Genomic DNA, 12,584 nt, shown 5'->3' with positions numbered 1-12,584 from the left:
TTTAAAAAAGGCCTTTTCAGGCGCTTTTTACGGGGCGCAAAGGGTGCAAGCACCTGGCCCGATCACTATTTTTTCACTTTCGCGTCGGCCTTGCAGCTAGCGATTTGAGTCAGTGCCTTTTGCTTCAGCGCATCGCTCGCCTTGTTATCCATCAAAGCCTGGATATCACTCGCCGGATAGGATTTGATGGCGTCGGCGCCACAGGCGCAATGGGCTTTGGCAGCCGCCGCGCCGATCTGCGGGGTTGCCGCCTCGGTGCATTGGGCCATGTATTTCTCGCGCTCGCCTTTAGGCCAGTCGGCGTGGGCGGCCAGCGGGAGCAGCAGGGCGAGGGGGGCGACTACTGCGAGTAATGTATTCAGACGCATGCTGAGATGCTCCTTTCGGGTCGATGTCTCGTTATCTGAGGCGTTGCGGGCGCTTCAGTTCAGCACTCTGGCATAAAAACTGTGGATTTACGCCTGCTTCAATCCGGACGCGGCGATGACCGTTCATCTGTGCTAGCATGCTGGGCTCGGGTATTTTTAGGCGCCGGATGACTACAGGTCCCGGTAGCGGCAAATATTCGAATAACCCTGATTTGAATCCCAGTCACTCTGGTTCGGTTTTCCCGGTTGGCCGCAAGGCTCCTGCCGCTGTAAGGCAGGCGTTCGTCATTGAATGGCCTGGACTGGATCTTGTACTGGCTCATCCCAACCCACGTGACCTTTGGTAGGGGTCACCACTAGGAGAGGAGGCGCCATGCCAACTATTACTCTTCCCGACGGCAGTCAACGTTCATTCGATCACCCGGTTTCCGTAGCCGAGGTCGCCGCATCCATCGGCGCGGGCCTGGCCAAGGCCACCCTGGCCGGCAAGGTAAACGGCAAGCTGGTCGACGCCGTTGACGTCATCAACAGCGACGCCACGCTGCAAATCATCACGCCCAAGGATGAAGAGGGGCTGGAGATCATTCGCCACTCCTGCGCGCACTTGGTCGGCCATGCGGTCAAGCAGCTGTATCCAAGCGCGAAGATGGTCATCGGGCCGGTCATCGATGAAGGCTTCTATTACGACATTGCCTTCGAGCGTCCTTTCACGCCGGAAGACATGGCCGCCATCGAACAGCGCATGCAGCAGCTGATCGAGAAAGATTACGACGTCATCAAGAAAGTCACTCCGCGCGCCGAAGTCATCGAAGTGTTCAAGGCCCGTGGTGAAGATTACAAGCTGCGTCTGGTGGAAGACATGCCGGACGAGCAGGCCATGGGCCTGTACTACCACGAAGAATACGTCGACATGTGCCGTGGCCCGCACGTGCCGAACACGCGCTTCCTGAAATCCTTCAAGCTGACCAAGCTGTCTGGCGCCTACTGGCGTGGCGATGCTAAAAACGAGCAGTTGCAGCGCGTCTACGGCACAGCCTGGGCCGACAAGAAGCAGCTGGCCGCCTACATCCAGCGCATCGAGGAAGCCGAAAAACGCGATCACCGCAAGATCGGCAAGCGCCTGGGCCTGTTCCACACCCAGGAAGAGTCCCCGGGCATGGTGTTCTGGCATCCGAACGGCTGGACCCTGTATCAGGTACTCGAGCAGTACATGCGTCAGGTCCAGCGTGAAAACGGCTACCTCGAGATCAAGACGCCACAAGTGGTGGACCGCAGCCTGTGGGAGAAATCCGGGCACTGGGCCAACTACGCCGACAACATGTTCACCACTCAGTCGGAAAACCGCGACTACGCCATCAAGCCGATGAACTGCCCATGCCACGTGCAGGTGTTCAACCAAGGCCTGAAAAGCTACCGCGAGCTGCCGATGCGTCTGGCCGAGTTCGGTGCGTGCCACCGTAACGAGCCGTCGGGTGCGCTGCACGGCATCATGCGCGTGCGTGCGTTTACCCAGGACGATGCGCACATTTTCTGCACCGAAGAGCAAATGCAGGCTGAATCCGCTGCCTTCATCAAGCTGACCATGGACGTCTACCGGGACTTCGGTTTCACCGAAGTCGAAATGAAGCTGTCCACTCGTCCGGAAAAACGCGTCGGCTCCGACGAGCTGTGGGATCGCGCCGAAGCGGCGCTGGCTGCCGCCCTCGATAGCGCGGGCCTCGCGTACGATCTGCAACCGGGCGAAGGGGCTTTCTACGGTCCGAAGATCGAGTTCTCGCTCAAAGATTGCCTTGGTCGCGTGTGGCAGTGTGGTACCCTGCAGCTCGATTTTAACCTGCCGATCCGTCTGGGCGCCGAATACGTGTCCGAAGACAACAGCCGCAAGCACCCTGTCATGCTTCACCGCGCGATCCTCGGTTCTTTCGAGCGGTTTGTCGGGATTCTGATCGAGCACTACGAGGGTGCGTTCCCTGCGTGGTTGGCGCCGACTCAGGCAGTGATCATGAATATCACTGATAAACAGGCAGATTTTGCCGCCGAAGTCGAAAAAACTCTCAATCAAAGCGGATTTCGTGCCAAGTCCGACTTGAGAAATGAAAAGATCGGCTTTAAAATCCGCGAGCATACTTTGCTCAAGGTTCCCTTTCTCTTGGTTATCGGAGATCGGGAGGTCGAGATGCAGACTGTCGCTGTGCGTACTCGTGAAGGTGCTGACCTGGGCTCGATGCCCGTCGCCGAATTCGCTGAGTTCCTCGCGCAAGCGGTTTCCCGGCGTGGTCGCCCAGATTTGGAGTAATTATTATTAAGCGTGAAATGAGACAAGATAAACGAGCTGCACCGAAAGCCCCGATCAACGAGAATATCTCGGCACGCGAGGTTCGGTTAATTGGCGCTGACGGCGAGCAGATTGGCATCGTCTCGATTGATGAAGCGCTTCGTATTGCTGAAGAAGCCAAGCTTGATCTGGTAGAAATTTCCGCAGACGCAGTCCCACCTGTTTGCCGGGTGATGGACTACGGCAAATCGATCTTCGAAAAGAAGAAGCAGGTTGCGGCGGCGAAGAAAAACCAGAAGCAGATTCAGGTAAAAGAAATCAAGTTTCGTCCAGGGACGGAGGAAGGGGATTACCAGGTAAAACTGCGCAACCTGGTACGTTTCCTGAGTGATGGGGACAGGGCCAAGGTATCCTTGCGATTCCGCGGCCGTGAGATGGCCCACCAGGAGCTGGGGATGGAACTCCTCAAGCGGGTTGAAGCTGACCTGCTCGAGTACGGTTCGGTCGAACAGCATCCTAAGATGGAAGGACGCCAACTGATCATGGTCATCGCCCCGAAAAAGAAGAAGTAATCAACAGGGCACGGCAGGCCTTGCGATTATGTTTATCAACTGAATGCGGAGTATCCGAACATGCCAAAGATGAAGACTAAAAGTGGTGCTGCTAAGCGGTTTCTGAAAACTGCTAACGGTATCAAGCACAAGCACGCTTTCAAGAGCCACATTCTGACCAAAATGTCGACCAAGCGTAAGCGTCAACTGCGCGGTAGCAGCTTGCTGCATCCGTCTGACGTGGCAAAAGTCGAGCGCATGCTGCGCCTTCGTTAATTTTGATCAAGAATAGAGGAAGTAACTCATGGCTCGTGTAAAGCGTGGCGTCATTGCCCGTAAACGTCACAAAAAAATTCTGAAACTTGCTAAAGGCTACTACGGCGCGCGTTCCCGCGTATTCCGTGTTGCCAAGCAAGCGGTAATCAAGGCAGGCCAATACGCCTACCGTGACCGTCGTCAGAAAAAACGTCAGTTCCGCGCTCTGTGGATCGCTCGTATCAACGCTGGTGCTCGTGTTAACGGTCTGTCCTACAGCCGTTTCATCGCTGGCCTGAAAAAAGCGTCCATCGAGATCGACCGTAAGGTTCTGGCTGATCTGGCAGTGAACGAAAAAGCGGCGTTTGCTGCGATTGTCGAGAAAGCTAAAGCCACCTTGGCTTAAGTACCCCCGACAGTCACCTGGGCTCACCTCTGTGGGCCCAGGTGTTAAACGTCTTAAATAGGGGAAGAGCCTTCAAGCTCTTCCCCTATTTTGTATCTGGAGTCTGTACATGGAAAACCTGGATGCGCTGGTCTCTCAAGCACTAGAGGCTGTGCAAAGCGCTGAAGATATCAATGCCCTGGAGCAAATCCGGGTTCAATACCTTGGCAAGAAGGGCGAGTTGACTCAGGTGATGAAGACCCTGGGGAACCTGCCGGCCGAAGAGCGTCCGCAGGTCGGTGCGCTGATCAACGTTGCCAAGGAGCGTGTCACAGAGGTCCTTAATGCGCGCAAGGCGTTGTTCGAGGAGGCGGATCTGGCTGCCAAACTCGCCGCCGAGTCCATTGACGTGACCCTGCCTGGCCGTGGCCAGACTTCCGGAGGCCTGCACCCGGTGACCCGGACCCTGGAACGCATCGAGCAGTTCTTCACTCACATCGGCTACGGCATTGCCGAAGGCCCTGAGGTCGAAGACGATTACCACAACTTCGAAGCGCTCAACATCCCAGGCCATCACCCGGCCCGTTCGATGCATGACACCTTCTATTTCAACGCGAACATGCTGTTGCGCACCCATACCTCGCCGGTACAGGTCCGCACCATGGAATCGCAGCAGCCGCCGATCCGCATCGTCTGCCCAGGCCGTGTGTACCGTAGCGACTCCGATATCACCCACTCGCCGATGTTCCACCAGGTCGAAGGCCTGCTGGTTGATCGCGACATCAATTTCGCCGACCTGAAAGGGACTATCGAAGAGTTCCTGCGGGTGTTCTTTGAAAAAGAACTGGCTGTACGTTTCCGACCGTCCTACTTCCCGTTCACCGAGCCATCCGCTGAAGTCGACATGGAATGCGTGATGTGCAGCGGTAAAGGCTGCCGCGTCTGCAAGCAGACTGGCTGGCTGGAAGTCATGGGCTGCGGCATGGTTCACCCTAACGTGCTGCGTATGTCCGGGATCGATCCGGAAGAGTTCTCGGGCTTTGCTTTCGGCATGGGCGTCGAGCGTCTGGCCATGCTGCGTTACGGCGTCAATGACTTGCGCCTGTTCTTCGACAACGACTTGCGGTTCCTTGCGCAATTTCGCTAGGTCGCGGGCCCGTAACGAATCTAATAGGAGAGCAGGATGAAATTCAGTGAACAATGGCTGCGCGGCTGGGTAAGCCCGCAGGTAAGCCGGGACGAGCTGGTTGCTCGCCTGTCGATGGCCGGTCTTGAGGTCGATAGCGTTACGCCGGCCGCCGGTGAATTCAGCGGTGTGGTCGTGGGCGAGGTGCTGAGCACCGAACAGCATCCAGACGCTGACAAGCTGCGGGTTTGCCAGGTCAGCAATGGCGCGGAAACCTTTCAGGTAGTCTGCGGCGCGCCAAACGTGCGCCCGGGCCTGAAGATCCCGTTCGCCATGATCGGCGCCGAACTGCCGGGCGACTTCAAGATCAAGAAAGCCAAGCTGCGCGGCGTCGAGTCCAACGGCATGTTGTGCTCCCAGGTCGAACTGCAGATCGGCGAAGGCAACGATGGCCTGATGGAACTGCCGGCCGATGCGCCGGTTGGCCAGGACATTCGTGAGTACCTGAGCCTGGACGATGCAAGCATCGAGGTCGACCTGACCCCGAACCGTGGCGATTGCCTGTCCCTGGCCGGCCTGGCCCGTGAAGTCGGTGCGTTGTATGCCGCCCCGGTGGCACGTCCTGCGGTCGCGACCGTGCCGGCGTTGCATGATGAAGTGCGTTCGGTTGAAGTCCTGGCGCCGTCGGCTTGCCCGCGTTATCTGGGCCGGGTGATCCGTAACGTCGATCTGTCCAAGCCGACCCCGCTGTGGATGGTCGAGCGCTTGCGTCGCGCCGACGTACGCAGCATCGACGCTGCCGTCGACATCACCAACTACGTGATGCTGGAGCTGGGTCAGCCGTTGCACGCGTTTGACCTTGCCGAAATCAACGGTGGCATCCGCGTGCGCATGGCCGAGGAAGGCGAGAAGCTGGTACTGCTCGACGGCCAGGAAGTGACCCTGCGCAGCGATACGCTGGTGATTGCCGACCATTCCCGTGCGCTGGCCATTGCCGGTGTGATGGGGGGCGAGCACAGCGGCGTCTCGAAGGCGACCCGTGATGTGTTCCTTGAAAGCGCCTTCTTTGATCAGATTGCCGTGGCTGGCAAGGCCCGCTCCTATGGCCTGCACACCGATGCCTCGCACCGTTACGAGCGTGGCGTGGACTGGCAACTGGCCCGTGAAGCCATGGAGCGCGCCACTGGCCTGCTGCTGGAAATCACCGGCGGCGAAGCCGGCCCGATCATCGAAACCGTCAGCGAACAGCACCTGCCTAAGATTGCACCGGTCACGCTACGTGCCCAGCGCATCAACCAGATGCTTGGCATGGAGATGGACTCGGCCGAAGTCGAGCGTCTGCTCAGCGCCCTGGGCCTGAACATCAGCGCCGATGGGGCAGGGCAGTGGCGTGTCGAAGTGCCAAGCCACCGCTTCGATATCAGCCTGGAAGTCGATCTGATCGAAGAACTGGCCCGTCTGTATGGCTACAACCGTCTGCCGGTTCGCTATCCGCAGGCTCGCCTGGCCCCACAGGCCAAGGCTGAAGCGCGTAGCGATCTGCCGGAGCTGCGTCGACTGTTGGTGGCCCGTGGGTATCAGGAAGCGATCACCTACAGCTTCATCGATCCGAGACAGTTTGAACTGTTCAACCCGGGTGTTGAGCCGCTGTTGCTGGCCAACCCGATTTCCAACGACATGGCGGCCATGCGCTCGTCCCTGTGGCCAGGCTTGGTCAAGGCGCTTCAGCACAACTTGAACCGCCAGCAGGATCGCGTCCGTCTGTTTGAAAGCGGCCTGCGCTTCGTCGGTCAGCTGGAAGGCTTGAAGCAAGAGCCGATGTTGGCCGGTGTCGTCTGCGGTAGCCGTCTGCCGGAAGGTTGGGCGCAAGGTCGCGACGTAGTGGACTTCTTCGACGTCAAGGCTGATGTGGAAGCGGTGCTGGGCTTTGCCGGTGCGCTCGACGCGTTCACCTTCGTGCCAGGCAAGCATCCGGCGCTGCACCCGGGGCAGACCGCGCGCATCGAGCGAGACGGGCGTGAAGTCGGCTATATTGGTGCGATTCACCCTGAACTGTCGAAAACCCTGGGTCTTGATCGTCCGGTGTTCGTCTTCGAGCTGGTTCTGGGCGAAGTGGCGCAGGGGAAAATGCCGAAATTCCAGGAGTTATCGCGCTTCCCTGAAGTGCGTCGTGATCTTGCGTTGCTGGCCGATCGCGACGTTGCTGCCAGCGCTGTATTGGACGTAATTCGTGAAAATGCAGGCGAATGGCTGACGGACCTCAGGCTATTTGACGTGTATCAGGGTAAAGGCATTGATCCGCATAGAAAAAGCCTTGCAGTTGGCTTGACCTGGCAGCATCCATCGCGCACTCTTAATGACGATGAGGTGAATACCGCAACGCAAAATATCCTCACCTCGCTCGAAAACAGGTTGAACGCCACGCTAAGGAAGTGACGTATGGGGGCTCTGACGAAAGCTGAGATGGCGGAACGTCTGTATGAGGAGCTGGGCCTGAATAAACGGGAGGCCAAAGAATTGGTCGAACTGTTTTTTGAAGAAATCAGGCACGCTCTGGAAGACAACGAGCAGGTCAAATTGTCCGGTTTCGGCAATTTCGACCTTCGGGACAAACGCCAGCGGCCTGGCCGCAATCCGAAAACGGGGGAAGAAATCCCGATCACGGCTCGCCGTGTGGTCACCTTTCGTCCAGGGCAGAAGTTGAAGGCCCGAGTTGAGGCTTATGCTGGAACCAAGTCATAACGACGAACTACCCGTCATCCCGGGCAAACGCTACTTCACCATTGGTGAAGTCAGCGAGCTGTGTGCCGTAAAACCGCACGTGCTGCGCTATTGGGAGCAGGAGTTTCCTCAACTCAACCCGGTCAAGCGCCGCGGAAACCGCCGTTATTATCAGCGCCAAGACGTGCTGATGATCCGGCAGATCCGCGCGCTGCTGTACGACCAGGGGTTCACCATCGGTGGAGCGCGCTTGCGCCTCTCCGGTGATGAGGCCAAAGACGACACAACCCAGTACAAACAAATGATCCGCCAGATGATCGCCGAGCTTGAAGATGTGCTGGTGGTGCTCAAGAAATAAATTTCTGCTTTTAAATACTTCCAGTTTTCAAAAGCTTGCGATATATTCCTGAGCGTTCCGTTGAGAAGCGGAACAAGATTCACGCCTAGTCGGGGCGTAGCGCAGTCCGGTAGCGCACTAGCATGGGGTGCTAGGGGTCGAGTGTTCGAATCACTCCGTCCCGACCATATAATTCAAGGGGTTGCGAGATTTTACCTCGCGACCCCTTTTTATTTTAAAGCGTTTTTACCCCTACAAAACGACTGGCTCTGGGTGGAATCTTCAACTGGTACGAAGGCCAGAGTTCGTTCCACATCCCAAGCCGTATCAGGCAGTCCAAAACATTTCGCCGTCATAGAATTCCTTTCATCGGATGCCATAGGCTCTACAACATCTCAGCGCGAGACAGGCTGCTGTTGGTTCTCCCCTAATTTCGTATAAAGCCTAAAAGTAGGACTTAATGCGGCCGTTTTGTCATGCCTAGCTGTCGGCGGTCATCTGGGAATGAGCCGGTAGCAGATCAATAACGTCACAGAAGAGTTTCCGCTGCTTCCAGTCATTGCGATCGCCAATCACGTACAAGCGACGCTTGGCCCGGGTGGCAGCGACGTTGAGCAGGTTGGGCTTGGAAACTGCCCATTCGCGAACGCCGCCGTTTTCGCTGCTCTCACCCAGGACAAGGATGATCACTGCAGCCTCCTTACCTTGCATGGTGTGAATCGTGCCGCGCACGATCTTGGTATGTAATCGATCCTTGAGCTGGTTGCGCACGTCCTGTAAGGGCGTGATAACTGCGATGCTATCTAGCGGCACACCGTCGCCATCAAGCAAGGCCAACAGACGTTCGAGCGCCTTGCCTTCATTGTCGACCCAATTGCCAGAAGAGCGGCCACTGGCGTCCACCCAGCCGGTGAGTAGGCGGGCCGGAGTTTCTTTGGCGGGTGAGGGCGCGATGGTGCCATAGACCATGGCTCCGTCGTAGGCGATGCGATTAGCCAGGTCGAACATCGGTTTGTCACAGCGACGGTGCACTACCAGCGGCAGGCCGACCCAGCATTTCCTGTCTTAAGGACCAGCCATGCGACCCCAAGGGGTGGCTTGATCAGCTAAGGTCTGCGCGGACCGGCGATTGGGCAGCCAGTGAGCGTCGACTTGATAGCGGGTACGCATGTGTTCGAGTACGGCATCGGATACGGTGGCGATCGGCTCCAATTGTAGCGGATCACCGACTAGCACTGCCCGGCGTGCGCGCCATAGGGCGCCCACCGCAGCCTGCGGTGTAGCCTGACCGGCTTCGTCTACCAGCAGCCAGCCAATCTCCCCGCAGCCAAGGCTACCGAAGGAGCGGGCGAGCGAGGCGAAGGTACTGCTGAGCACCGGCACTACCATGAACAGCGAGGCCCATGCCGAACGCACTACGGCCTGGGATACGCCGCGGTAACGACTACCGGTGAGGGTGCTGGAGATGAAGTCCAAGTTAGCGCGCAGGCGCGAGGCTTCGATCTGGAAGAAGACGCGGTGCAGCTTGAGCGCTTCGATGAATACCCTCGCCCTGGCTTGGCGCCAGCCTTCGACTATCCAGGGTTCGAGTAGCTCGATCTCGCTGCCTCTGCCTTGTTCGAGCCAGACTTGCAGGTGTTTGGCCTGGCCAGCCTGGGCAATGCTGCGAGCCTTGTCGATCTGCAGAGAGGCGTGGAGCACGGCTTCGTTGATCTCCTGTTCGTCCGTAGCCAATTGTTGATTGAGTTCAGTGAGCCGGCCGACGACGCGCTGCACTTGGCGTTGGATACTATGAGCGCTATCGAGCAAGCGTTGCCGGGCCGTCCACGTTCGATGAGCCTCCCAGAGGCTGAATAGGTTGGCGAGAAACCTCGGCTTTTTTCTCAGGTTGCGGCTGCAGGACCTGACGGGGCAGGGGCATGACGCGCTCTTGCAGGCCCGCACTCGATTACTGGACGCGGCCAAGGCATCCCCGGTGATTGACTATCTGATGGAGGATGGGCTGGCAGATGCGCCGCAAATCAACGTCAGCATTGATCGGGAAAAGGCCGAAGCGCTCGGCGTCAGTTTTGATGTGATCAGTTCAGCGTTGTCCTCAGCGCTGGGCTCGGAGCAAATCAACGAATTCGCTAATCAAGGCCGCATGCAACGGGTGATCGTTCAGGCCGACGGCAGCAGTCGGCAGACGCCTGAAGCATTGCTGCGCCTGCAAGTCCCCAACCGTCAGAACCGCCTGGTACCGCTGGAGGCGTTTAGCCGTTTTGAGTGGCAGGTCGGCCCCCTGCAGATTGCGCGTTACAACGGTTCGGCGTCGTTGCGTTTTTCCGGTGACGCCGCGCCGGGATACAGCACCGGGCAGGCGATGGAAGAACTGAAGAACATCGCCCGTCAACTCCCCGCCGGCTTCAGTCTGGAATGGGCCGGGCTGTCGCTTCAGGAACAGCAGGCCAGCGATCAGGTGCCGCTGTTGGTGGGGTTGTCATTGGTTGTGGTGTTGCTGGTCCTGGTGGCGTTATACGAAAGCTGGACCATTCCCTTTGCGGTATTGCTGATCGTGCCGGTCGGTATGTTCGGTGCAGTGGCTGCGGTGACGATCATGGGTATGCCCAATGACGTGTATTTCAAGGTGGGGCTGATCACGATCATCGGTCTCTCGGCAAAGAATGCGATTCTCATCGTCGAATTCGCCAAAGCGTTGCATGCTCAGGGCGCGCCCCTCGCACAGGCGGCGGCCCAGGCTGCACGCTTGCGGTTCCGCCCCGTCATTATGACCTCGATGGCCTTTATTCTCGGCGTGGTCCCGCTGGCGGTGGCCTCCGGGGCCGGTGCCGCCAGCCAACGGGCAATCGGTACCGGCGTGATCGGTGGCATGCTTGCGGCAACGCTGCTCGGTGTCTTGTGGGTATCGGTGTTCTTTGTCTGGGTACTGTCCATGGCGAGTCGCTTGCGAACGCGCCGTGCCCTGTTCACCGAAACAATAATCGAGAAGGGTGAGTGATGACCGCAGCTAACGCCGCGCCGCTTTCACTAGATCGTTTCCCGTGCTTCTTCCTGAATCCATTCCACGAACGCCTTGATCTCAGGCCTCTGCACGGCCTCCGGCCGAGTGACGACGTAATACGCAAATCTTGCTGGCCAAGGCTTGTCCATCACTTGCACAAGGCGGCCCGCAGCGATTTCCTCGCGCGCGTACTCCTGAGGTACTAAAGCCAGCCCCTGGCCGGCCTCTGCGGCGCGAATCAGCAGGAAATCATCTTCAAAGGCGGTACCCCGTTCGGCGCGCGGGTCTTTTGCGACGCCGTGTGCGGTGAGCCACAAGGACCAGTCTGCGCGATCGGAATCGTGCAGCAATGGGAAGTTCAGGCAATCCTCGGGCTCCATGAGTTCGGGGCTTGCGGCCACAAAGGCGGAACTTGCGACCGGCACCAGTATGGGCGCCATCAAGCGTGTGACATCCAGGCCAGGGTAGCTTCCCAACCCATGCCGCAGTGCCACATCGACCCGGTCCCGACGCATATCCACCACGGCGGAAGTCGCCTCGACGCGTACCTCAATGTGCGGATGCCGCAGGTTGAAACGGCCCAGCCGCGGCACCAGCCATGAGGCTGCGAACGTCGCGACTGTACTAACGGTCAGGGTTTGCCGGGATTTGATCTCCTCCAGGGACTGCAAGGCCACTTGCATTTGCTCGAAAGCCTGGAACAGCGCGGGATGAACGCTGGCCCCTGCTTCCGTAAGGCGCAAACCGCTCCTCTCTCGCGTAAAAAGCGCCATTCCGATTCGATCTTCCAGCAGTCGAATCTGTTGGCTGACCGCGCCTGACGTGACGCTCAAGGCTTCAGCGGCAGCTTTCATACTTCCTCGTTGGCCAACCTCAACGAAGGTTCTTAGTGCAAGAAGAGGCAGTGACGTTGCCATCGGCTTTAGTTTTCCTAAATGTGGTACGCAAAAATGATCGTTTCCGCTTACGAAGCGCCAACGCGATGATACATCGTGTTTAGAGGTACTAAGTTAATTTAGCAAAACTAAATCAAATGGGATGCACAATGAATAACCCTCGCTGGCGCCTTTGCCTGATATTGCTATGCACGACTCAATTCGTCGCACTGCTCGACTTTTCCATCACTATGATTCCGCTGCCGCAAATTCAGGAAAGCCTGGGCTTCACGCCTGGCGCCTTGCAGTGGGTGATCAACGCGTATGGTGTCGCCATTGCAGGTTTCCTTCTGCTGGGCGGGCGTGCTGCCGACATGTTTGGCCGTCGCCGTGTGTTCCTGATTGGCCTGGTGATTTTCACCCTCGGTTCGTTGCTCGGTGGTTTCTCGCAAACTCCCGCCATGCTGATCGCCACCCGAGCCATGCAAGGCTTTGGCGCCGCTCTGTTTTCACCGGCAGCGTTTTCACTGCTGCTGGCACTGTTTCCCGACCAGGCATCGCGTAATCGAGCGCTGGGTGCCTGGACCGCGGTGGCGGCGAGTGGCTTTGTCGCGGGCCTGATTCTCGGGGGGGGGCATTACCGATGTCCTGGGCTGGCGCTGGGTCCTTTGGATTAATGTACCGGTCGGT

Annotated in this window: 11 protein-coding genes, 1 tRNA gene and 2 pseudogenes; 11 read left to right on the top strand and 3 right to left on the bottom strand. The window is 58.2% G+C overall.

The genetic code is table 11. The features are described from left to right. Positions 1–65 precede the first annotated feature (65 nt). Positions 66–368, bottom strand: coding sequence for a hypothetical protein (locus ACA047_RS19280; RefSeq protein WP_497351979.1), 303 nt, complete (start codon positions 366–368; stop codon positions 66–68). Between the two features lie 373 nt (positions 369–741). Here ACA047_RS19280 and thrS point away from each other — a divergent pair, with 373 nt between their 5' ends. From thrS to ACA047_RS19235, 9 genes are all read left to right on the top strand, one after another. Next, positions 742–2,664 (top strand): threonine--tRNA ligase, encoded by a 1,923-nt coding sequence (thrS, locus tag ACA047_RS19275; protein ID WP_497351977.1) that lies wholly within the window; start codon positions 742–744, stop codon positions 2,662–2,664. Then, a complete protein-coding gene (gene infC / locus ACA047_RS19270; RefSeq protein ID WP_172604547.1) occupies positions 2,664–3,215 on the top strand; it encodes a translation initiation factor IF-3 in 552 nt (183 codons plus the stop codon). Before thrS ends, infC begins: the two co-directional genes overlap by 1 nt. 60 nt (positions 3,216–3,275) lie before the next feature. Next, positions 3,276–3,470 carry a 50S ribosomal protein L35 gene (gene rpmI, locus ACA047_RS19265; protein ID WP_002553160.1) on the top strand — a complete coding sequence of 65 codons (195 nt, stop codon included), beginning with the start codon at positions 3,276–3,278 and terminating at the stop codon, positions 3,468–3,470. Between the two features lie 28 nt (positions 3,471–3,498). Further along, a complete protein-coding gene (rplT, locus tag ACA047_RS19260) occupies positions 3,499–3,855 on the top strand; it encodes a 50S ribosomal protein L20 (protein ID WP_002553161.1) in 357 nt (118 codons plus the stop codon). 109 nt (positions 3,856–3,964) lie between these two features. Beyond that, a complete protein-coding gene (gene pheS / locus ACA047_RS19255) occupies positions 3,965–4,981 on the top strand; it encodes a phenylalanine--tRNA ligase subunit alpha (protein ID WP_497351974.1) in 1,017 nt (338 codons plus the stop codon). A gap of 36 nt (positions 4,982–5,017) precedes the next feature. After that, on the top strand, positions 5,018–7,396 hold the full coding sequence (gene pheT, locus ACA047_RS19250; RefSeq protein WP_497351972.1) for a phenylalanine--tRNA ligase subunit beta: 2,379 nt from the start codon (positions 5,018–5,020) through the stop codon (positions 7,394–7,396). Between the two features lie 3 nt (positions 7,397–7,399). Next, a complete protein-coding gene (gene ihfA / locus ACA047_RS19245; protein ID WP_002553164.1) occupies positions 7,400–7,702 on the top strand; it encodes an integration host factor subunit alpha in 303 nt (100 codons plus the stop codon). Beyond that, positions 7,683–8,039, top strand: a complete 357-nt coding sequence (locus tag ACA047_RS19240; protein ID WP_003179985.1) for a MerR family transcriptional regulator — start codon at positions 7,683–7,685, stop codon at positions 8,037–8,039. The genes ihfA and ACA047_RS19240 overlap by 20 nt, the downstream gene beginning before the upstream one ends. Positions 8,040–8,129: 90 nt before the next feature. After that, a tRNA-Pro gene (locus tag ACA047_RS19235) sits at positions 8,130–8,206 on the top strand. A gap of 292 nt (positions 8,207–8,498) precedes the next feature. Here the strand turns inward: ACA047_RS19235 and ACA047_RS19230 are convergent. Further along, positions 8,499–9,905: pseudogene (locus ACA047_RS19230) on the bottom strand (DEAD/DEAH box helicase); the annotation flags it as partial. A 1-nt stretch (position 9,906) separates the two neighbouring features. On the opposite strand from ACA047_RS19230, the pseudogene ACA047_RS19225 reads away from it, so the two are divergent. Next, positions 9,907–11,016, top strand: a pseudogene (locus ACA047_RS19225) (efflux RND transporter permease subunit); the annotation flags it as partial. A gap of 29 nt (positions 11,017–11,045) precedes the next feature. Here the strand turns inward: ACA047_RS19225 and ACA047_RS19220 are convergent. Then, positions 11,046–11,936, bottom strand: a complete 891-nt coding sequence (locus tag ACA047_RS19220; protein ID WP_052965355.1) for a LysR substrate-binding domain-containing protein — start codon at positions 11,934–11,936, stop codon at positions 11,046–11,048. A gap of 128 nt (positions 11,937–12,064) precedes the next feature. On the opposite strand from ACA047_RS19220, the gene ACA047_RS19215 reads away from it, so the two are divergent. Continuing rightward, positions 12,065–12,571, top strand: coding sequence for an MFS transporter (locus ACA047_RS19215; protein WP_497351970.1), 507 nt, complete (start codon positions 12,065–12,067; stop codon positions 12,569–12,571). Positions 12,572–12,584 lie beyond the last annotated feature (13 nt).

The organism is Pseudomonas sp. LBUM1664 (genome assembly GCF_059695895.1).
This window is presented reverse-complemented; position numbering and strand designations above follow the sequence as displayed.

Coding starts and splice junctions, on each gene's coding strand:
- ACA047_RS19280 (WP_497351979.1), bottom strand. CDS start 368: ATGCGTCTGAATACATTACTCGCAGTAGTCGCCCCCCTCGCCCTGCTG.
- thrS (WP_497351977.1), top strand. CDS start 742: ATGCCAACTATTACTCTTCCCGACGGCAGTCAACGTTCATTCGATCAC.
- rpmI (WP_002553160.1), top strand. CDS start 3,276: ATGCCAAAGATGAAGACTAAAAGTGGTGCTGCTAAGCGGTTTCTGAAA.
- rplT (WP_002553161.1), top strand. CDS start 3,499: ATGGCTCGTGTAAAGCGTGGCGTCATTGCCCGTAAACGTCACAAAAAA.
- pheS (WP_497351974.1), top strand. CDS start 3,965: ATGGAAAACCTGGATGCGCTGGTCTCTCAAGCACTAGAGGCTGTGCAA.
- pheT (WP_497351972.1), top strand. CDS start 5,018: ATGAAATTCAGTGAACAATGGCTGCGCGGCTGGGTAAGCCCGCAGGTA.
- ihfA (WP_002553164.1), top strand. CDS start 7,400: ATGGGGGCTCTGACGAAAGCTGAGATGGCGGAACGTCTGTATGAGGAG.
- ACA047_RS19240 (WP_003179985.1), top strand. CDS start 7,683: ATGCTGGAACCAAGTCATAACGACGAACTACCCGTCATCCCGGGCAAA.
- ACA047_RS19220 (WP_052965355.1), bottom strand. CDS start 11,936: ATGGCAACGTCACTGCCTCTTCTTGCACTAAGAACCTTCGTTGAGGTT.
- ACA047_RS19215 (WP_497351970.1), top strand. CDS start 12,065: ATGAATAACCCTCGCTGGCGCCTTTGCCTGATATTGCTATGCACGACT.